At 73.1% G+C, this 20,754-nt stretch carries 14 protein-coding genes; 9 read left to right on the forward strand and 5 right to left on the reverse strand.

The genetic code is table 11. The features are described from left to right. Positions 1 to 63 precede the first annotated feature (63 nt). From QSK36_RS07020 to pgfA (QSK36_RS07030), 3 genes are read left to right on the forward strand one after another with little or no spacing between them, the layout of a single operon-like run. On the forward strand, positions 64 to 1,350 hold the full coding sequence (locus QSK36_RS07020) for a glycosyltransferase family 4 protein (RefSeq protein ID WP_285781734.1): 1,287 nt from the start codon (positions 64 to 66) through the stop codon (positions 1,348 to 1,350). Positions 1,351 to 1,358: 8 nt separating this feature from the next. Next, the gene (locus QSK36_RS07025; protein ID WP_285781735.1) at positions 1,359 to 5,498 is read left to right on the forward strand and encodes an alpha-(1->3)-arabinofuranosyltransferase domain-containing protein; all 4,140 of its coding nucleotides are present in this window, start codon (positions 1,359 to 1,361) and stop codon (positions 5,496 to 5,498) included. Continuing rightward, positions 5,495 to 6,490 (forward strand): cell envelope lipid trafficking protein PgfA, encoded by a 996-nt coding sequence (gene pgfA / locus QSK36_RS07030; RefSeq protein ID WP_183534880.1) that lies wholly within the window; start codon positions 5,495 to 5,497, stop codon positions 6,488 to 6,490. The genes QSK36_RS07025 and pgfA (QSK36_RS07030) overlap by 4 nt, the downstream gene beginning before the upstream one ends. On the opposite strand, the gene QSK36_RS07035 is transcribed toward pgfA (QSK36_RS07030), so the two are convergent. Then, positions 6,431 to 7,201: a class I SAM-dependent methyltransferase gene (locus QSK36_RS07035; RefSeq protein ID WP_182898840.1), complete on the reverse strand. Its 771-nt coding sequence runs from the start codon at positions 7,199 to 7,201 to the stop codon at positions 6,431 to 6,433. The genes pgfA (QSK36_RS07030) and QSK36_RS07035 overlap by 60 nt on opposite strands. A 1,902-nt stretch (positions 7,202 to 9,103) precedes the next feature. Further along, complete coding sequence (locus QSK36_RS07040) at positions 9,104 to 10,360, reverse strand: acyltransferase family protein (protein ID WP_285781736.1); 1,257 nt, start codon at positions 10,358 to 10,360, stop codon at positions 9,104 to 9,106. A gap of 215 nt (positions 10,361 to 10,575) precedes the next feature. On the opposite strand from QSK36_RS07040, the gene pgfA (QSK36_RS07045) reads away from it, so the two are divergent. Genes pgfA (QSK36_RS07045) through dprE2 form a run of 4 tightly spaced genes read left to right on the forward strand, consistent with a single transcriptional unit; the run spans position 10,576 to position 14,603 of the window. Then, entirely contained in the window at positions 10,576 to 11,505 is a 930-nt protein-coding gene (gene pgfA, locus QSK36_RS07045) for a cell envelope lipid trafficking protein PgfA (protein WP_183534886.1), read from the forward strand. Positions 11,506 to 11,555: 50 nt separating this feature from the next. Beyond that, positions 11,556 to 12,470 carry a decaprenyl-phosphate phosphoribosyltransferase gene (locus tag QSK36_RS07050; protein WP_139578672.1) on the forward strand — a complete coding sequence of 305 codons (915 nt, stop codon included), beginning with the start codon at positions 11,556 to 11,558 and terminating at the stop codon, positions 12,468 to 12,470. Beyond that, the gene (dprE1, locus tag QSK36_RS07055) at positions 12,449 to 13,804 is read left to right on the forward strand and encodes a decaprenylphosphoryl-beta-D-ribose oxidase (protein ID WP_183534888.1); all 1,356 of its coding nucleotides are present in this window, start codon (positions 12,449 to 12,451) and stop codon (positions 13,802 to 13,804) included. Before QSK36_RS07050 ends, dprE1 begins: the two co-directional genes overlap by 22 nt. Positions 13,805 to 13,826: 22 nt before the next feature. Next, positions 13,827 to 14,603 (forward strand): decaprenylphospho-beta-D-erythro-pentofuranosid-2-ulose 2-reductase, encoded by a 777-nt coding sequence (dprE2, locus tag QSK36_RS07060; RefSeq protein ID WP_285781737.1) that lies wholly within the window; start codon positions 13,827 to 13,829, stop codon positions 14,601 to 14,603. Between the two features lie 43 nt (positions 14,604 to 14,646). On the opposite strand, the gene QSK36_RS07065 is transcribed toward dprE2, so the two are convergent. Both QSK36_RS07065 and QSK36_RS07070 read right to left on the reverse strand, forming a co-directional pair. Further along, positions 14,647 to 15,801 carry a S1 family peptidase gene (locus QSK36_RS07065; RefSeq protein WP_285781738.1) on the reverse strand — a complete coding sequence of 385 codons (1,155 nt, stop codon included), beginning with the start codon at positions 15,799 to 15,801 and terminating at the stop codon, positions 14,647 to 14,649. Positions 15,802 to 16,125: 324 nt separating this feature from the next. Next, the gene (locus tag QSK36_RS07070) at positions 16,126 to 17,088 is read right to left on the reverse strand and encodes a LysR family transcriptional regulator (protein WP_183534892.1); all 963 of its coding nucleotides are present in this window, start codon (positions 17,086 to 17,088) and stop codon (positions 16,126 to 16,128) included. A gap of 259 nt (positions 17,089 to 17,347) precedes the next feature. Between QSK36_RS07070 and QSK36_RS07075 the strand changes: the two genes are divergently transcribed. Both QSK36_RS07075 and QSK36_RS07080 read left to right on the forward strand, forming a co-directional pair. Then, complete coding sequence (locus QSK36_RS07075) at positions 17,348 to 18,463, forward strand: NAD(P)H-dependent flavin oxidoreductase (protein ID WP_139578637.1); 1,116 nt, start codon at positions 17,348 to 17,350, stop codon at positions 18,461 to 18,463. A gap of 132 nt (positions 18,464 to 18,595) precedes the next feature. Continuing rightward, positions 18,596 to 19,777, forward strand: coding sequence for a damage-control phosphatase ARMT1 family protein (locus QSK36_RS07080; RefSeq protein ID WP_285781739.1), 1,182 nt, complete (start codon positions 18,596 to 18,598; stop codon positions 19,775 to 19,777). 5 nt (positions 19,778 to 19,782) lie between these two features. On the opposite strand, the gene QSK36_RS07085 is transcribed toward QSK36_RS07080, so the two are convergent. Continuing rightward, positions 19,783 to 20,598, reverse strand: coding sequence for a crotonase/enoyl-CoA hydratase family protein (locus tag QSK36_RS07085; protein ID WP_285781740.1), 816 nt, complete (start codon positions 20,596 to 20,598; stop codon positions 19,783 to 19,785). Positions 20,599 to 20,754 lie beyond the last annotated feature (156 nt).

The raw sequence follows: 20,754 nt of genomic DNA on the forward strand, positions 1-20,754 counted from the left end.
CGGGGGCCGCGTCCCGCGGTGCCCCGAACTCGCCGCGAAGACGCGTCACCCGAAGGAGTGGTCGTGGTCGCACAGGGTGCGAAGGCGAAGTCCTCGGGGCGCCCGGCCCCCCTTCCCGAGCCGCCCGACAGGCCGCATCTGGCGGCCACCGGCGCAGGTGCGGCTCCGGCCGCCGTTCCCCCGCTCGAAGGCGTGCGCGTGGCCGTGCTGAACTTCCGCGAACCGGGCCAGACCGTCGCGGGCGGCGCGGAGGAGTACGCCTGGCGGGTCTCCGCCTACCTCGTCGGCCAAGGGGCGCGCGTCCACTTCGTCACCAGCCGGGAGCGCTACCAGACCCGCGGCGAGTCGCGTGACGGCATCGAACTGCGCAGGATGGGCAACAAGTATCTGGTCTACCTCCTCGTCCCGTTCTGGCTGCTGCTGCACCGCCGCCGGTTCGACGTGGTCGTCGACTGCATGAACGGCATCCCGTTCTTCTCGCCGGTCGTGGCACGGCGCCGTACGCGGGTGATCTGCGTGGTCCACCACGTGCACGACCGGCAGTTCTACGCGTTCTTCCCCCGGTGGCTGGCGCGGATCGGCTGTTTCATCGAGGGGCCGGTGGCGCGGCTGCTGTATCGGCGGTGCACGACGGTGACGGTCTCCGACTCCTCCCGCGACGAGCTGCGTGAGCGCCTCCGCTGGCTGGCCCCGATCGAGGTGGTGCCCAACGGCAGCCCGACCGCCAGGCCCGTCGCGAGGGAGCCGGTGCCGGGCGACCCGGCCGTCGTCTACCTCGGCCGCCTGGTCGGCCACAAGCGCGTCGAGCGGGTGGTCGAGCTCGCCGCCGACCTGGCGCCCGGCCGTCCCGGCCTGCACGTGCACGTCGTCGGACGGGGCCCCGAGCACGACCGGCTGGCCGAGCGGGCGGCCAGGCCCGACGTGGCCGGCCGCGTCCACCTGCACGGATTCCTGCCGGAGGCGGAGAAGAACGCGGTGCTGAGCGGCGCCAGGCTCAACGTCACGGCCTCGGAGTTCGAGGGATGGGGGCTGACCGTGATCGAGGCGGCGGCGCTCGGCGTGCCCACCGTCGCCTACGACGTGGCCGGCCTGCGCGACTCCGTACGGCACGGCGTGACGGGGTGGCTGGTGCGCGACGGCGAGCGGCTCGCCGACGTGGTCGACCAGGCGCTGCGGGAGCTGGACGATCCCCTGACGAGGGCGCGGATGGCCCGGGCGTGCCGTCGCTGGGCGGGCGAGTTCACCTGGGGGAAGACGGGGGCGGCCATGACCAGGCTGGTCGCAGGCGAGCTCGGCCGGCTCCCCGCGCGGTCGGAGAGGTGTGCCGAGAGCCTCCGTGAGAAGTCCTGAGCGCGCCCGTGTCCGTTGACGTCTCGGTCCAGCCGCAGGAGCCCGGTCCCGCCCGGGAGGCGACCCCCGCGCCGGAGGAGATGGCCGGGGCCTCCGAGCCGGCCCCCGCAGACCGCCCCGGGCCGCCGGGCCGGGCGCTGCGGCACCGGCTCCGGCTGCTGGCGGGCTGCCTGCTGCTCGCGGCCGTCGCCTTCAACACCGCGCCCGGCGCGGTGATCTCCGAGACCAAGCTCGACATGGCGGTGAACCCCCTGGGGTTCCTCTCGCGCGCGCTGCACCTGTGGGATCCGGCCTACTTCGGCCACCTGCAGAACCAGGCGTACGGCTACCTCTTCCCGATGGGCCCGTTCTACGTGCTCTTCCGGGCCATGGACATGCCCGCCTGGGACATCCAGCGCCTGTGGATGTCGCTCGTGCTGTGCGCGGCGTTCCTCGGGACCGAGCGGCTGGCCCGGGCCATGGGGATCGGCTCGCCCGGCACCCGGATCCTCGGCGCGCTCGCCTACGCCCTGGCCCCGCACGCGCTGGCCCTGATCGGGATCAACTCCTCGGAGTTCCAGCCGAGCGCCGTGCTGCCGTGGGTGCTGCTCCCGCTGGTCCATGGGACGCGGGAGGGCGCGAGCCCGCGCCGGGCCGCCGCGCTGTCGGCCGCCGCGTTCCTGTTCGCGGGCGGCGTCAACGCGGCGGCGGAGCTGGCCGTGCTCGTCGTCCCGCTCGTCTACCTGCTCAGCCGCCGCCAGGGCGGGCGCACGTGGGCCCTGCTCGGCTGGTGGCTGCTGTTCGTCGGCCTCGTGTCGATGTGGTGGCTCGTCCCGCTGCTGCTGCTCGGGCGCTACATCTTCTCGTTCCTGCCGTTCATCGAGACGGCGTCGGCGACCACCAGCGTCACCTCACTGGTGAACGCGCTGCGCGGCACGTCGAGCTGGATCTCGTTCCTCCCGGTGGACGGGCAGCCGTGGCTCCCTGCGGCCTACGACCAGGCCACCGTGCCGTGGCTGGTCGCCGCCACGGCGCTGGTGGCCGGGCTCGGGCTGACCGGCGTCGTCCGCAGGGCGACCCCCGAGCGGACGTTCCTGGTCCTGTGCGTGATCGCCGGCCTGCTCCTCGTCACCGCGGGCCACGCGGGCGACCTCGCCCACCCCTGGACCGGCCAGGTCAGGGACCTGCTCGACGGGCCGCTCGCGCCCTTCCGCAACCTGCACAAGTTCGACGCGCTGATCCGGCTGCCGCTCGCGCTCGGCCTGGCCGCGCTTCCCGTCGCGGGGCCGGTGCGCCTGCGCAGGCCGGTCACCGCGCTGGCGGCCGGGCTGCTCGCGCTCACGATCGTGCCGGTCGCGACGGCCGGGGTGACCGCCCGCGGGTCCTTCGCGGACCTTCCCACCTACTGGCGCGAGGCGGCGGCCTGGCTGAACCGCAACGCGGGCGACGGCATGGTGCTCGCCATGCCCGGCTCGGCGCGGGGCGAGTATCTGTGGGGCCGCCCGCTCGACGAGCCCATGCAGTCGCTGCTGACCGTCCGCTGGGCCACCCACGCCAACGTGCCGTGGGGGTCGCCCGGCCTGGCCCGGCTCGTGCAGGCGGTGGACGAGCGCTTCGCCACCGGGCACGGCTCGCCCGGCCTGACCGAGGCCCTGCGCCGGGCCGGGGTGACCTACCTGCTCATCCGCAACGACCTGGTCAGGGAGACGCTCGGGACCGCCTGGCCCGCCCGGGTGCACCAGACCCTTCAGGACTCCGGGCTGTCCAGGACCGCCGAGTTCGGGCCGCTGGTCGGCCTGACGGCGAACGGCACCGCCTCGGGCTGGCTCGACCAGCCCTACCCGGCGCTGGAGGTCTACAAGATCGCCGGAACGGCCCCGCTCGCCTCGACGGTGCCCCGTGCGGGCACGCTGCACGTGGAGGGCGCCCCCGAGGCCGTGCTCGACATGGCCGAGGAGGGACTGCTCACCGGCGACCGCCCGGTGCTCGTGGGCGACGAGCCGGGCGCGGCGGCGATCCCCGCCCGCGACACCATCCTCACCGACACCCTGCGCAAACGGGACATCGTGTTCGGCGACGTACGGCGCATCGCGTCGGCGACGCTGACGGGCAACCAGGCGCCGGTCTCGACCGACCTCACCGATCCGGCCTGGTCGGCGGCCACGTCGACCGCCCGCTACCTCGACGTGAAGGACGTCACCGCCTCGTCGGCGGACTCCGCCGTCACGGCCGCCGTGGGCCAGCGCGACCCGGGGCGGCAGCCGTACGCCGCGCTCGACGAGGATCCCCGCACGGGATGGCGGTCGGACGGCTGGCACGGCGCGGTCGGGGAGTGGCTGGAGGTCCGCTTCACCGGCCGGGTGGACCTGACCGAGATCGCGGCGGCCTTCGAGCAGGGGGCGATCGGCCCGCCGGTGGCCGAGGTCGCGCTGGAGACCGAGCGCGGCGCCCGCCGAGTGGCGGTGGCGCGCACCGACGCGCTCCAGCCGCTGCGCCCGGTGCCCGGGAAGAGCTCGTGGCTGCGGATCAAGGTGACCAGGCTCGCGTACGAGCCGAGGACCGCGCTCGGCAGCCGGGCCGGCATCACCGACCTGCGCATCCCGGGCGTGCGGGCGGTGCGGACGATCTCGGTGCCGGACACCGGCACGGGCGACCCGGGCACCGTGCTGCTCACCAAGCGGGGAGACGCCGACGCGTGCATGCGGGGCTCGGTCACCTGGACCTGCTCCTCGCGGCTGCAGATCATCGGGGAGGACGGCTACGGGTTCGACCGGCTCATCCCGGTGGCGCGCGACGGCGTGCGCACGGTGCGCGGGCAGGCCGTGCTCGCCGATCCGAAGGCGGCGGACCTGATCACTACGCTGCCGAACCAGTATCCGCACGTCAGCGCGTCGTCCACGGCGACCGAGCACGGGGCCGTGCTGGGCCGCCAGGCGATGGACGGCGACCCTTCGACACTGTGGTTCGCCCAGCCGTTCGACCGGCATCCGACGCTGTCGATCGACCTGGGCAGGACCCGGACGTTCTCCCGGATCCGGGTGCTGTTCCCCGACTCGGCGCAGGGCATCCCGCCGGTGAAGCTCACGCTGCGCGCGGGGGCGGCGCTCACGGAAACACGGGCGGTGCAGGGCTGGGTGGACCGCGACGGGGTGTTCACGTTCCCCGCGCTGAAGACGCGGAAGTTCACCATCGAGTTCACCGCGCCCGCCTCCCGCGCGATCGAGGTGGCCGAGATCGCCATCCCCGGGGTGAAGCCCCTCGGCGGCCTCGGCGCCATCCCGCTGCGGCTGCCCTGCGGCTATGGCCCGACCCTGCGGGTGGACGGCGACGAGGTGCCGACCCGGGTGGTCGGCGGCACGCTCGACGACGTGCTCAACGGCCGTCCGCTGACCTACTCGGGGTGCGCGCCCGTGCACCTGACCGAGGGCCGCAGCCGGGTCGGCGTGGCGCCCAGCGACGCCTTCCGGGTGCGCTCTGTGATGCTGGACGACGGGGCAGGAGAGGACCGCGCGGCGGTGACGGCCACCCCCGCCACGGTGACGTCGTGGGGACCGCAGGAGCGCCGCCTCCGGGTCACCGCCGCCGCGCCCTCCTATCTGGTGGTCAACGAGAACTACAACGCCGGCTGGCAGGCGTACCTCGACGGCGTACGGCTGACCCCGGCGAGGCTCGACGGCTGGCGGCAGGCCTGGGAACTGCCGGCCGGCGGCGGAGAGGTGGTGCTGCGTTACGAGCCCGACCCGGCCTACCGCATCGCGCTGCTCGCCGGGCTGGGCCTGGCCCTCGCGGTGGTGGCCCTGGCGCTGGTGCGCGGCCGGTCGCGGCTGCGCCCGGTGGGGCCGGGCCGCGTCCGCACGCTGTGGGTGTGGATCGCGGCGCCGATCGCCGGACTGTTGGCCGGGGGCGTGGCGGGCGTGGTCGTCGTCGCCGCCGCGCTGGCGGCGTTCCTGTGGCTGCGCGGGATCGCCGGCGCCCAGCACGCGGGGCCGAGCCGCCTTCGGGCCTTCGCCCGGCACGCCGCCTCCGCGTGGGTGGCGCTCGTCGCGCTCGGCCTCGCCGGGCTCGCCCAGGCCGCCGGGCAGGGCCCGGCCGCCGACGTGCTCTGCCTCGTCGTGCTCGCCCGGCTGCTGGCCGCCGTACGAGATCAGCAGGGGGAGGTGGCCCGATGACGGGCGCGTTCGTGCGGCTTCGGCGCACGCTCCTCCTGGCGGGCATCGCCTTCCTGATCACCGTGGGGGCGCTGTTCCACTTCTACGTCTACCCGCGGACCACGGTCCTGCCGCTGGAGCAGACCCGCGTCCAGCGGCTCGTCTCGCCCTCGGCCACCTACCTCGACACCGCCACCTTCCGCCTGCACCGGAACGTGCCGGTGCAGAACACGGTGGCCGTCTATGGCGATCCGCGGGCGGGTGACGACCGTACGGCCGTCTGGGTGGAGTTCTCCTCGCTGGACACCCGGGACGGCGAGCGCGTCGACTACCACGAGCGCCGCACGGCCTTCGACCGGCGGACCGGCCTGGCCGTCGAGTGCTGCGGGGAGTACGTCGACGACGACCCCGGCGTACGGCAGACCGGGCTGGCCTTCCGGCTGCCCGCCGGAGCCGAGCCGCGCTCGTACACGGTGTTCGACCCGGTGCTGCGGCGGGAGGCGCCGATGCGGTTCGAGCGCGAGGAGACCGTCGAGGGCGTGCCGACCTATCGCTACACCTACTCGGCCGGGCCGGTGAAGACGGCCGACCTGCCCGGCCCGGTGCCCGGCACGACGGTCGGCATGCCGGGAGAGGAGCGGGTCGCCGTGGCGCGGTACACCGAGATCACCCGCACGATCTGGGTCGAACCGGAAAGCGGTCTGACCGTGCGCACGCAGGAGCGGCGGCGCGACACCCTGCGCACGCCCGACCAGGTCGAGCGGCAGGTCGCCTTCGACGCCGACCTGATGACGAGCGCCGCCGAGGTGCGCGCCTTCGCGGACGAGGCGGCCAGGTTCCGCCGGTGGATCCTGCTGACGCGCGAGTGGATCCCGCTGGCATGCGGCCTGCTCGCCGCCCTGCTCACCGTGGTGCTGGCCGTCGTCTTCCGGATCGCCACCCGGCCGAGGAGGTCACCGGCGGCGCAGCACCAGCAGCAGGTTCCAGGTCACGATCTCGCGAACGCCGGGTAGATGGATAACCGGGGTCGCCCAGCGAGGGTGGTAGCGCGGCAGGGCGCCGACGAGGTCGGCGCCGGGATGCCGCCTGGCCCACGCGAGCGCCCGGGCCACCGAGACGGCGTACAGGCTCGTGCCGTACACGTTCTTGGGAGAGCGGCGGTGGCGGCGCGCGTAACGGCGCGCGGCGCGGTGTCCGCCCAGGTAGTGCCACGGCGAGGTCTCGTGGCCGCCCCAGGGCGACAGCCAGTTGGTGAACGACAGGTAGACGATGCCGCCCGGCCGCGTCACCCGCACCATCTCGTCGCCCATCCGCCACGGATCGGGCACGTGCTCCAGCACGTTGGAGGAGAAGCACACGTCGACGGATCCGGTCTTCAACGGCAGGTCGAGGGCGCTGCCGAGCACCGCGCCGTCGGGAATGGCGCCGGTGCGCGCGCTCATCTCCCCGGCGTCGCAGTCGACGCACACCGGCCGCGCGCCCACGGCGCGCAGCGCGTCGGTGAAGTAGCCGGGCCCGCCGCCGACGTCCGCGACGAGCGCGCCGTCGAGGTCGGCGTACGCCGCGAGCTGGGCGACGGTGTCACGGGCGAGCAGGCCGTAGAAGAAGTCGGGGTCGGTCTGCTCCTTGCGGAAGGCGCTGAACAGGCGGATCGAACGGGCCAGGTCGGCGCGGAACGGCTCGGCGTGCACGACGTCCCTCTCCTGTCGGGTGCGCCGGAGCATAACACCCCCTTTTGTCCCATGGCGCTGGGAGAATCCCGATGAGTCAGATCACGCGTACGGAACGGCCCGGCATCGCGCCGAGATGGCGCGAGGGCCTGGCGAACCCCGTCATGATCACGGCGGTCCTGCTGGTCGTGGCGTCGCTGGCGGTCCGGATCCCCGTCATGACGTCCTCCTCCTTCGTCGAGGACGACTTCCTGTTCGTGGGCGACGCCTACGAGCACTCCCTGACGTTCGACTTCCTGTTCCGCGTCCACAAGGGCCATCTGATGCCGGGGGCGCTCGGGCTCACCTGGGTGCTGTCGAGGCTGTCGCCGTACGACTGGCTGCTGGTCTCGGCGGTCACGTTCGCCGTCCAGGCGGCCGTGGCGGTGATGCTGCTGCGGCTGCTCGTGCGGCTGTTCGGCACGCGGCCCGGGATCCTGCTGCCGCTCACCTTCGCCCTGTTCTCGCCGCTGACGGTCCCGGCCTTCGGCTGGTGGTCGGCCGCCATCAACGCGGTGCCGCTGCAGCTCACGATGGTCATGGCTCTGGCGGCCCAGGTCAGGTGGGCCGGGGAGGGCGGGGCGCGGCACGCCCGCCGGGCCTTCTACTGGGTCCTCGCCGGCATGGCGTTCAGCACGAAGGGGGTCTTCGTCCCGTTCCTGCTGTTCGCGCTGACCACGTCGCACCTGCGGCCGTGGGCGGGCCCGTGGATCGCGCTCATGCTCCGCGAGCTGCGCTCCCACTGGCGGCTGTGGGGCTCCTACGTGCTGCTGATGGGCGGATACGCGGCGCTGTACCTCGCCCGCCGCGGCACCGCGCCGGGCGAGGGCGCGGCCGTCCCGGCGCCGGGCAACGCGGCCGACCTGCTGGGCCGCCTGCTCGGCCAGGTCTTCCCCGCCGGGGTGGTCGGCGGGCCGCTGTCATGGGGCCCGGTGCTGCCCAACGGCGGGCTGGCCGATCCCAGCCCGCTGCTGGTGGCCGCCGGATGGGCCGTGCTCGCCGCCCTGGTGGTCGCCACCGTGCTGTGGCGGCGGCGGGCCGCGCGCGCCTGGCTGATCCTGGCGGGCTACCTGGTCGCCGCGGACGGCGTGCCGACGGCGATCGCACGGGGCACCGGGCTCACCCAGGTCGTCGGCTCCGAGACCCGCTACGTCGCGGACGCCGCGATCGTGCTCGCGGTCTGCCTGGGGCTCGCACTGCTGCCCCTGCGGGACGAGACCGAGCCCTACCGGCGGCCGATTCCCGCGGGGAGCGAGCTGCCGACGGCGGCGGGCCTCCTCGCGGGCGCCTACCTCGCGATGTCGATCGTGTCGATCCAGAACTACCGCGACACGCTGTCGGGAGACCGGGTGCGGGCCTACCTGGCCGCCGTACGGGCCTCCCTCGCCAAGGTCCCGGACACGGCCGTGATCTACTCCAGCCCGCTCCCCGAGTACATCGTGCTGCCGTGGAACGGCAACCGCAGGCTCAGCCACCACCTGCTGGCCCCGCTCGCCCGGCCCGCGCTGCGCGCCCGGATGCGCGTGCCCGAGCCGTCGGAGCACGCGCTCGTCTTCGACGACAAGGGCCGGCTCGCGCCGGCCGAGGTGAAGGCGTCGATCGGAGTGGTGCCGCCGGGGGACCGCTCGTGCTTCCCGCTCCTCGGCGACGCGATCTTCTTCCCTGACGTCGTGTCCTTCGGCGGCCCGGGGCCGATCGCCGGGCTGGCCTACACCGCCAAGCGGGCCGGCACCGGCAGCTACGAGATGAACGGGCAGCGGGGGCAGCTGCAGTTCCACGCCACCGGCTCCGGCGGCGCGCTGGTGCAGTTCCCGGTCACGGCCATCGGCAAGGGGCTGCTGATCCGGCTGGACGACCCGGCGGCGGTCTGCCTGAAGGGCTTCGCCTACGGCGACCCGGTGCCCGGAACGCCCGCCCCTACGGCCGCGGCGCCGCCGCAGCCGTCCCCGTCCCCGTCGGCGTCTCCGTCGGCGTCTCCGTCGGCGTCTCCGTCGGTGTCACCTTCCGCGCCCCCTTCTGCGAAGAGGTCGCCAAGCGGGCGAGGTGCCTCGCCGGCTCCTCGACGTAGCGGTGGGTGAGCGTGGCGAGCAGCAGCGTGAGCGCGCCGACCACGACGAGGTTGCCGGCGAAGTTCCCGCTCCACGCCTGCTGTTGGCTGAAGTCGTACCAGAGATAGAGGGCCACGAACTGCCACAGGAACACGCCGTAGGACACCCGGCCGAGGAAGCGCATCACCCGGCTGCTCAGGAAGCGGCCGTACGTCGAGCCCTCGGCCGGCAGCAGCGCGGCCGGGGTCACCAGCCCGGCCGCCACGGTGGCGTACAGGGCCAGCTCCGACAGGTCGGCCCACACGCCGTCCACGCCGCTGAAGCGCGTGCCGGTCAGCGGCGAGGCCGCCACGGCGTACGCGAGGGCGGCGACGAGCAGGAACGAGCCCGCCGACGCGCCCACGGCCCGGACGAACCGGTGCGCCGGGCCGTTCTCGCCGGCTTCCTGGCGGGCCCATTCGGAGACGACGGCCAGCGCCATGCCGACCGCGAAGAACACCCAGGCCCGGGGAAGCCAGGTATTCAGGTAGGGCCGGTAGACGGGGAAATAGGTGAGCAGCGCCCACGCGAACGACGACGCGGCGAGCACGGCGACGCCGGTCAGCAGCCGCCTGGCGCGGGTGTCGAGGCCGGGGCCGCCGCGCCGGGCGTACGCCGCCAGCGCGGCGGCGACCAGCGGCAGCAGCACGTAGAAGGCGGCCTCGACGCACAGGCTCCACATCTGGGCGAGCCCGCGTGGCCCGAGGCCGAACCACCAGGGGTGGATCTCGTAGGTCTGGCCGAGCAGCAGCAGCTGCAGCCACGTCTTGACGTCGCCGAGGTGCGGCCCGGCCCACAGCGCCATCGCCACGGCCACGACCAGCCAGTACGCCGGGAGGATGCGCAGGGCGCGCTTGATCAGGTAGACGCGGGTGTCCGGGGGACGCTCCCCGAGCAGCGCGGCACGCGCGTAGGGCCGGTAGAGGAGCAGCCCGGACAGCGCGAAGAAGATGGGGACCGCGACGTCGCCCCGGGCGAGCAGGCTGCTGAAGAAGTTGTCCCGCAACGCCGCCGCCGACTCGATCGCGACGTGGAAGACGAGGACGGCGACGGCCGCGAGCGCCCGCACGCCGTCGAGGGCGTCCACATGGCCGGAGGGAACCTGACCGGAAAGCACGGGTGTGTCACGAACAGGTTGCGAACCGGCCGGTAACATGTCACGAGTCGCCGTCGAGCTAGAACCTGTTTCGGTCACTTTTCCGCATCCCTGGTGACGTCGGTCACTGCCCCGTCTAACATACAGCGAAATAGGAACGTGTTTCAGGACAAATAGGCAGTAGCTGGCCTGCCCCAGGAGGAGCGATGCGCCGCGGATTAGGAGTGGTCCTCGTAGGACTCGGGGCGTTCCTCGTCGTTCTCGCGCCGCTGCTGAGGTTCCAGGTCGCGGACAAACTCGTGCAGGCGCCGGCGAACCAGTACAGCATCACGCGGCTGACCGCCGAGAACGCGCAGTACTTCAGCAAGCGGGATCTGAAGGTCCTCACCGGCACCCTCGACATCACGGTCACGACCAGGGGCGACGTCAAGGACGCCAAGGACGACCACGTCGTGTGGGACCAGTTCACCAACGCCAACGACGTGACCAACAACAATCCGCAGATCTCCATGACGCAGTTCCGCAGCGCGTTCAACAAATACAACGGCCAGGGCGTCACCTGCTGCGGCACGAGCGTGAACAGCGGGTCGGGCGCGCAGCCGGTGCAGTTGCAGGGCCAGATCTTCCTGTTCCCGTTCGGCGTCGAGAAGAAGACCTACCAGGTGTTCAACACCGACACCCGCAAGGCGTACGACGCGACGTTCGACGGTGAGGACACGGTCAACGGCCTGCCGGTCTACCGCTTCGTGCAGCAGATCCCGCCGACGCCCGTCGAGAAGCTCAGCGCGCCCGCCTCCGTGCTCGGCATGAAGGGGACGGGCGACATCCAGGTCGACCGCGTCTACGACGGCGTGAACACCTTCTGGGTCGAGCCGACCACCGGCGTCCCGGTCAAGCAGGAGCAGCAGCGCCACGAGGTGCTGAAGACGGCCGACGGCGTCGAGCGCATGCCCGCCCTCATCGCCACCGCCTCGTTCACGCCGCAGACCGTCGGCGAGCTCGTCCAGACGGCCCGCGACAACATGGCTCAGATCACGCTGATCAAGACGACGCTCCCGCTGGTGGCGCTCATCCTCGGGCTCGCGCTCGCCGTCGTCGGGGTGTGGCTGCTGCTGCGGCCGGGCCGCGTGGACTGACCCGGGAAGCCGGCCGACCCGTGAAGCGGGACAGCGCCCTGAACCCGCCGATGGGCCCGCCGGTGGCGACGCCTCCGGCGGGCACGCCCTCCCGGCGCTCGCGCGCGGCGGGGCTGCTGCGGGCCTGCCGGCCCCGGCAGTGGCTCAAGAACGCGCTCGTCTTCGCCGCCCCGGCCGCCGCCGGCGTGCTGACCACCGGGGCGGGACTGCGCGGCTCGCTCGTCGCGTTCGCCGCCTTCTGCCTGGCCGCCAGCGGCTCCTACCTCTTCAACGACGCGGCCGACGTCGCCGCCGACCGGCGCCACCCCCGCAAGCGGCTGCGCCCGATCGCGGCCGGGATCGTGTCCGTACGGCTCGCGCGGACCGCGGGCGCGGCGCTGCTGGCGGCCGGCCTGCTCACCGGGCTCGCGGGCGGGTGGCCGCTCGCCGCCGTCGTCGCCGCCTATCTGGCGCTCACCTTCTCCTACACCCTCTGGCTCAAGCACCAGCCCGTGGTGGACCTCGTCGCGGTGGCCGGCTGCCACGTCGTGCGCGCGTACGCGGGGGCGGTCGCCGTGGCCGTGCCGGTGACGAGCTGGTTCCTGGTCGTCGTCTCGCTCGGCTCGCTGCTGCTGGTGGCCGGCAAGCGGGAGGCCGAGCTCCGCGCCGGGCCCGGGGACGGCCGGGTCGCCCGGGCCACGCTGGAGACGTACACCGCGAGCTACCTCGGTCACGTGCGCGTCATGGCCTCGGGGGCGATGATCGTCACCTACTGCCTGTGGGCGCTCCAGGAGCACACCGGGCCGGCCAGGGCGTTCTGCGCGCTCAGCATCGTGCCGTTCGTGCTGGTCGTGCTGCGGCACGCGCTGCTGGTCGACCGTGGGGTGGGGGAGGAACCCGAGGAACTGGTGCTGCGCGACCGGCCGCTCCAGGTGTTCCTCGCGCTGATGCTGATCCTGCTGGCATGCGGTATCCAACTGGCATGACGCTGCTGACGGGATGGGGGCGCACCGCGCCCACGCGTGCGACGGTGGCCCGCCCGCGCACCGCCGAGGAGGCCGCCGGACTCGTGGCGAAGGCGGGCAGGCGCGGAGTCGTGGCCCGCGGCCTCGGCCGCGCGTACGGCGACGCCGCGCAGAACGCGGGCGGGCTCGTGCTCGACTGCACGGCGCTCGAGCCGTCGTGGAGCCTGGGTGCCACGGGGCTCGTCACCGCGTCGGCGGGGGTCAGCCTGCACGACCTCATGACCGGGCTCGTCCCGCGCGGCTGGTTCGTGCCGGTGACCCCCGGCACCCGGTATGTCACGGTCGGCGGGGCCGTCGCGGCCGACGTGCACGGCAAGAACCACCACGTGGACTCCTCCTTCGGAGCCCACCTGCGCTCGCTGCGCCTGCTCACCGCCGACGGAAGTGTGCGTACGCTCGAACCGGGCGACGACCTGTTCTGGGCCACCGTGGGCGGCATGGGGCTGACCGGCGTCATCGTCGAGGCGACGTTCCAGTGCGTGCCGATCGAGACCGCGTGGATGCGGGTGGACGTCGAGCGCACTCGCGACCTCGACCAGACCCTGGAGACGATGGCCGCGACCGACGACGGTCACCGTTACACGGTCGCGTGGATCGACCTGCTCGCGCGGGGCGGGCGGATGGGCCGGGGCGTGCTCACCCGCGGCGACCACGCCGCGCCGGGCGACCTGCCCGCCCGCGCGCGCGGGAACCCCCTCGCCTTCGCGCCGCGGCCCCTGCTGTCCGCCCCGCCCTGGGCGCCCGGCGGCCTGCTCAACCGGGCCACGGTGCGGGCCTTCAACGCCGCCTGGTACGGCAAGGCCCCCGCCACCCCGCGCCGGATCGTCCAGGGTGTCGCGCCGTTCTTCCACCCTCTTGACGGGGTGGGCGGCTGGAACCGGATGTACGGCCCGCGCGGCTTCGTGCAGTACCAGTTCGTGGTGCCGCTCGGGGCGGAGGACACGCTGCGCCGGGTGGTCGAGCGGCTGTCCGGCGCAGGGGTCGTGTCGTTCCTGACCGTGCTGAAGAGGTTCGGGGCGGGGACGCCCGGCATGCTGTCGTTCCCGATGCCGGGGTGGACGCTGGCTCTGGACATCCCGGCCGGGCAGAGCGGGCTGGCCGCGATGCTGACCGAGTTCGACGGCTGGGTCGCGGCGGCCGGGGGCCGCCTCTACCTGGCCAAGGACTCCCGCATGTCGGCCACCACCATGGCCGCGACGTACCCCCGGCTGGGGGAATGGCGGGAGATCCGGCGCCGGGCCGACCCGGACGGCGTCTTCGTCTCCGATCTCGCCCGTAGGCTGCGCCTGTGCTGATTCCGTCGTCGAGGGAGTGGCCATGAGAAACGCGCTGGGCTCGGTCGACACCGTCCTGCTGCTGGGCGGGCGCAGCGAGATCGGCCTCGCGATCGTGGAGCGGCTGGTCCGGCGGGGCGCCCGCAGGGTCGTGCTCGCGGCGCGTGACGCCACCGCGTCCATGAAGGATGGCGGCGGAGCCGTGCCGGTGGACGACCTCGAACGGCTCGGGGCCGAGGTCCATGTGCTGGACTTCGACGCCGCCCGCCCGGAGACGCATGCCGCCCTCATCGAGGAGGCCGCCGCCAAGGTCGGCGACCTCGACGTGGTGATCCCGGCGTTCGGCGTGCTCGGCAGCCAGGCGGTCTACGACGCCGACCCGGTCGCCGCCGCCCGCGACGTCGCGGTCAACTTCGGCGGCCACGTCTCTATCGGCCTGGCCGCGGCACGGCGGCTGCGCGAGCAGGGCCACGGCACGCTCGTCGTGCTGTCGTCGGTGGCCGGCGTGCGGGTGCGGAAGGCCAACTTCGTGTACGGCTCGGCCAAGGCCGGGCTGGACGGCTTCGCCCAGGGACTGGCCGACGCGCTGCACGGTTCCGGGGCCCGGGTCGTGGTCGTCCGGCCGGGGTTCGTGATCGGCCGGATGACGCGGGGGATGACCCCCGCCCCGATGTCGGTGACGGCGGCCGAGGTCGCGGACGCGGTCGTGGAGTCCCTGGACACGCGGAAGGTGACCGTGTGGGTGCCCGCCCGGCTGCGGCTCGCGTTCACCGTCATGCGGCTGCTGCCCCGGCCCCTATGGCGAAGGCTCCCCCGCTGACCCGGAAAACGGGCCGGCGGGGGAGCTCCCCGGTCGGCTGGGATCAGCCGGTGACGAGTGTCAGTCCGTAGACCGAGAGGGCCTCGTTGACGGGCTGGAAGTAGGTGGTGCCGCCGGAGGAGCAGTTGCCCGAGCCGCCGGAGGTCATGCCCTGGGCCTGGCTGCCCGAGATGAACGAGCCGCCGGAGTCACCGGGCTCGGCGCAGACGTTGGTCCGGGTCAGCCCGCTGACCGTGCCCTGCGAGTAGCGGACGCTGGCGTTGAGCTGCTGGACGGAGCCGCAGTGCCACCCCGTGGTCGAGCCGGACCGGCAGATCGACGAGCCCACGGGGGCCACGGACGAGCCCTTCACGGTGACGTTGCCGCCGCTGTAGTTGTTGACGTACGGCGTGACCGTCCAGTTGCTGTTGACAGCGGCCCACGAGTAGTCGTTGCCGGGGAACGAGTAGCCCTGGAAGCTGCCCATGGAGACCCGGTTGTAGCCGTACAGCGTGCTGCCGACGGTGGCGCAGTGACCGGCGCTGACGAAGCCGGGTGTGGTTCCCTTGCGTACGGAGAAGCCGATCGAGCACCGGGCCGAGCTGCCGATGTAGTAGGCGTCGCCGCCGCGCACGTTGTAGAAGGTCTGCGGCTGCTCGTTCGACTGCTCGACGCGTACGGCCGACTTGTCGGCGCCGCTCGCGGCCACGAACGCCGCGGCCTCTGCGGTGTTGGAGGACAGCACGACGACGCTGTTGCTGAGCACGTCGACATACCAGACGGACGTGGAGGCGGGCGCGTCGGCGGCGGCCCGGTCCAGCGCGGCCTCGGCGGAGTCGAGGGCGGCGAGGTTGCGGCTGACGATCTTCGGCTGCGCGCCGGCGGCCAGCACCGCGCCCGCCTTGGAGGCGTCGGAGGTGGCGACGATGAAGCTCTCGGAGGTGGCGCCGGAGACCCAGGATCCGGCGTAGGCGTCGCCGATCGCGGCACGGACCTTGGCGTCGGTGGACATGGCCTTCGCCTCGTTGGCCAGGCGGGTGTTGACCTGGGCGGGGGTGAGCCCGAGGTCGCGCTGCATGGCGTCCACCATCGCGGGCGGGGGCTTGACGGCGGAGGAGGCGGGAGAGTTGCTCGGCTCGGCCATGGCGGGGGTGGCGACCGTGGCGAGGGCCGTGACGGCCAGAGCGCATCCGGCGAGTACGGTGCGTCTGTGGAGCATGTGGGGCTCTCCTTGTCTGTGGGGGGTGCCGTCAACGTAACCGACCTCCGCTGTCACGTGGATCTATCAGTTCGCCCCTATCACCGAGTTATGGAACCGCCCTCGTCTGAAGATTCGCTGGCCCGAAATTGGCGCCCTCGCAGGGCTCCGGCAAGGTCGCCTGGCCCAGGAGCACGGCGTCCGGCCGATCCTGGGCACGCTCACGCCGATGACGGGCAGCTCTACACTGCGGGCTGGAGCCTGCCGCGAAGCGCGGGTCGGCAGGCCGGCGAACGGCTACGCCAGGTCGTCGGCAGGGCGAACGTCGCCTGACGCGGCGCTTGTCTAGGGAACCGCTCCGTATTCGGGGTTGGTGACGAGCCAGTCGGCGTAGCGGGCACTGCGCCGCACCGCGTCGGCGTACGCGGCCCTGGCGTGGGCGGCGACGACGGGGGCGGCGGCCCGCGCGCCGATCGAGTCGGCGTGCCAGCCGAGCAGGTGCCGCCAGCGCAGCGGCGCACCGGCCAGCGGCATCATGACCAGCCCGGCGGTGAGCAGGAAGGTGGCCTGGCACAGGGCGACCGCCTTGCCCACCCCGACCAGGTGCAGGCAGGTCGCCACATCCGTCTCGTAGATGGACTCGGGGACGAACCCGGCCCGGGCGCAGGCGGCGGCGAAGCAGTCGGCGAAACAGCCGTCGCCGGGGGCGACCGTCCAGCGTTCGTCGGCGAGGCTGGACAGCTCCAGTTCCTTCTCCCCCGCGAGGGGGTGGTCCTCGGACAGGAGCACGAAGACCGGGTCGGTGCCGACCGTGGTCCAGTTCATCGCCTCGGCAGGGGGAGGCGGGCTGTCGCCGCACGTCCCGAGCAGCACGAAGTCGAGCCGGCCTGCCACGGCGAGCGCGGTCAGCTCACCGGCCGACCAGGACGTGCGGGTGGTGACCGGGATGCCCGGCTGGTCGGCGGTCAGACGCTCGACGAGCCCGCCGAGTATGGGCCCGTTCGTCGCGCCGAGACGGTAGCCGGGCAGCTTGACGGAGGTGTTGGCGAATCGCACCGCGTCCTCCTGGAGGTCCCGTACGGCGGGCAGCAGCACCCGGGCGCGGGCGAGCACCATCTCGCCGAGAGGAGTGGGACGGGCGCCGTTGCGGTCGCGTTCGAACAGCGGACCCCCGAGTGAGCGCTCGATGCGCTTGAGTTGCGCGGTGAGCGACGGTTGGGCGAGGCCGAGCCGGGTGGCCGCTTTCGTGACGCTCCCGGCTTCGGCGACCGCGTGCACGATTCTCAGGTGGCGGATCTCCAGATCCATAGTGGGACGGTACGACCCCGGTGATATGGCCGCAATCCCGCATTGTCATGAAATCTGACTTTGGTCCGTGAGCTGTCGTCACCCCTGTGACGCCTGGTGCCCGTGAGCCGGCTCGCAGGGAGGCGGCGGCCGCGTGGAACGTGTTCTCGCATGGCCTTCGGCCGCCTCTCGACGCCTGGTTACCGGCTGGTAGGAACCCGTCCCGCGCGACTTACTAGAACGCGTTGCAGTTCGCTGGGAGCCGTCGTAGGTTCGAGGCATGCGGACACGTGTCACCGACATGTTCGGTATCGAGTTCCCTGTCTTCGCGTTCAGCCACTGCCGGGACGTCGTCGCCGCGGTCAGCCGTGCCGGCGGCATGGGGGTGCTCGGCGCCCTGTACTTCACCCCGGAAGAGCTCGAGATCGAGCTGAAGTGGATCGACGACCACGTGGACGGCCGTCCGTACGGCGTGGACGTGGTGATGCCCGCCTCCTATGAGGGCGCGGACCTCGACGTGGACTCCCCGGCCGAACTGGTGGCGCGGCTGCAGGGGATGATCCCGCAGGGGCACCGGGCCTTCGTGGAGGACCTGCTGGCCCGGCACGGTGTCCCGCCGCTGGACGGCTCCGACTCCGGCAAGGTGCTGCTCGGCTGGACCGACGCGACCGCCCGGCCGCAGGTCGAGGTCGCGCTCCGGCATCCCATCGCGCTGCTCGCCAACGCCCTCGGCCCGCCGCCCGCCGACGTCGTGGAGCAGGCTCACGCGAAGGGCGTGAAGGTGGCCGCGCTCGCCTCCACACCCCGCCACGCGATCAAACAGGTCGAGGTCGGCGTGGACGTCGTCGTGGCGCAGGGCACCGAGGCGGGCGGCCACACCGGAGAGATCTCCACGATGGTGCTGATCCCGCAGGTGGTGGACGCGGTGGACGTGCCGGTCCTGGCCGCGGGCGGCATCGGCTCCGGCCGCCAGATGGCCGCGGGCATGGCGCTCGGCGCCGAAGGCGTGTGGACCGGCTCGATCTGGCTGGCCGTGGAGGAGGCCGACACCTCCGAGACCGTGCGGCAGCGCATCATCGCGGCCACCTCCCGCGACACGGTCAGGTCGCGGAGCTGGACCGGCAAGCCCGCCCGCCTGCTGAAGAACGAGTGGACCGACGCGTGGGAGTCGGCCGAGTCGCCCGGCACGCTGCCGATGCCGCTGCAGTTCATGCTGATCTCCGACGCGCTGCGGCGGATCGGCAGATCGGACGCGACCGAGCTGGCCACGTTCCCGGCCGGACAGATCATCGGCGCGATGAACCAGGTCAAGCCGGCCAGACAGGTCGTCTTCGAGATGGTGGAGGAGTACATCGAGGCCATGGAGCGCCTGGGCCGCATCACCGGCGACGGGTGACGCCGCGAGCGGCGGGGGCCCTCGCGCACCCGGTCGTCCACCCCTGCCGCCCGCCGCCCCGCCTCCCTCGGTCGCTCGGCCGCTGCGATTTACTGGCGGTGCAGTTCCGCGAGCCGAGGGAGGATGCCGGGGATGAGTGGTGCCCGCGACGAGACCGTGACGGAGGCCCCGCCCATCATGGGGAACGTCCCCGGCTCCTACGCCCTGAGCGTCTTCAGGGAGCGGCATCCGGTCCTCGTCCGCCAGGTCGCGCGGGCGCTGCCCTACCCGCCTGACCGGCGGCGCGCGCTCGACCGGCTGCTCGACGAGGTCGTACGCGACGTCATGGAGCCGCTGAAGCCGTCGGCGCACGACGGCGCCGCCTGGGCCGAGTGGGGACGCGGCAAGATCGGACGCCGCTACGTCGACGTGCCGTTCCTGTGGGGGGAGAGCTACTTCTACCGCAAGGTGCTTGAGGCCACCGGATACTTCGGCGACGGCCCGTGGCGCGGGGTCGATCCGTTCGGGCCCATGAAACAGGCCGAACTCGACGGCCCGGTCGTGGACGGGGAGCTGGCGGCGCTCGACGGGACGGCGACGCTCTCCCCGGCCGAGCGGGCCGATGCGCTGCTGCTCGGCTCGCTCTGGGGTAACCGCGCGGACCTGTCCTTCGGCGTCACCCTCAAGGGCGACCGGGAGAGGGCGGCGGATCTGGTGGTGGACGACCGCCCGCTGCTGTGGTCGCTCATCGAGGCCGCCGCACCGGGAAGGATCTGCCTGGTCGCCGACAACGCGGGGCGCGAACTGCTGCCCGACCTCGTGCTGGCCGACCACCTCCTCGCCGGCGGGCTCGCGGGCGAGGTCGTCCTCCACGTCAAGCCCTTCCCGTACTTCGTGTCCGACGCCACCCCGGCCGACGTGCTCGCGTGCCTGCGGCGGCTCGCCGCGGCGCCCGGCAGGGCCGGAGAGGCGGGCGCCCGCCTGTGGGGCGCGATGGAGGAGGGACGCCTCACGCTGCGGGCGCATCCCTTCGCCTGCGCGCCGCTGCCCTACGCGGAGATGCCGGACGACCTGCGGGAGGAGTTCGCGTCGGCCTCGCTGACCGTCATGAAGGGCGACCTGAACTACCGGCGGCTCGTCGGCGACCGGATGTGGCCGGCGACCACGCCCTTCGCCGCGGTCACCGCCTACTTCCCCGGGCCGGTCGTCGCGCTGCGCACGCTGAAGTCGGACGCGCTCGTCGGCGTGCCGGAGCGCACGCTGGCGGAGCTGGACGCGGCCGGCCGCCCCTGGCGTACGACCGGCACCCACGCCATGGTCCAGGCTCGCCCCTGAGGCGGCTATCGGCCCTGATAGACGGGCGGGCGTTTGTCGCGGAAGGCGCGGGAGCCCTCCTTGGCGTCCTCGGAGCCGATGACCGGCCAGCCGATCGCGTCGGAGACCTTGAAGGCCTCGGCCTCCGGCATGCCCAGCGTCTCGCGGTAGGCGCGCAGGATCGCCTGGACGGCCAGCGGCCCGCAGGCGGCCACCTGGCCGGCGAGCTCGCGGGCCGCCGCGAGCGCCTGGCCGTCCGGCACGACCCGGTTGACCATGCCCATCGCGAGCGCCTCGGCCGCCGTGATCGCCCTGCCGGTGAGCAGCACGTCCATGGCGAACGCGTACGGGATCTGGCGCGGCAGCCGTACGGCGCTGCCGCCCATCGGGAACAGCGCCCGCCGCGCCTCGAACAGCCCGAGCGTGGCGCCCTCTCCGGCGACGCGCAGGTCGGTGCCGACGAGCAGTTCGGTGCCGCCCGCGACGGCGTACCCCTCGACCGCGCACACGATGGGCTTGGCGGGCAGCGCCTCGGGATCGCGCAGCAGGCCCTTCCAGTGGTAGTCGGGGATCTCGGCGGCACGGCGGCGCACCCGCTCGTCCTCGGACGGCGTGCCCATGGCCTTGAGGTCGGCCCCGGCGCAGAACGTTCCTTCCGCGCCGGTGAGGATGCCGACCCGCACCTCGGGCTCGTCCGAGATGTACTGCCATGCCTCGGCGAGCCCCACCAGCATGTCCTGCGAGAGCGCGTTCCTGGCCTCGGGCCGGTCCATCGTGACGATCACCACGTGATCGTCGCGCTCGATCCGGCAGTGCGGGGTGCTGATGGGCAGGAGCTCCACAGGTGTCCTCCAGCTGGGCGGCGTCACCGGTTCGATCAAGCGCTTGTTAGACATGGCGAGCGGGGTTAGTCTGCCCGCAAGAACTAGAACCGATTCTCATCTGAGTCGCTCCGCATTGCCAGGTCTTGTCAGCGTCGTGCCGGCGTGCTTCACTTC

Source organism: Microbispora sp. NBRC 16548 (assembly GCF_030268985.1).
GTDB lineage: Bacteria > Actinomycetota > Actinomycetes > Streptosporangiales > Streptosporangiaceae > Microbispora > Microbispora catharanthi.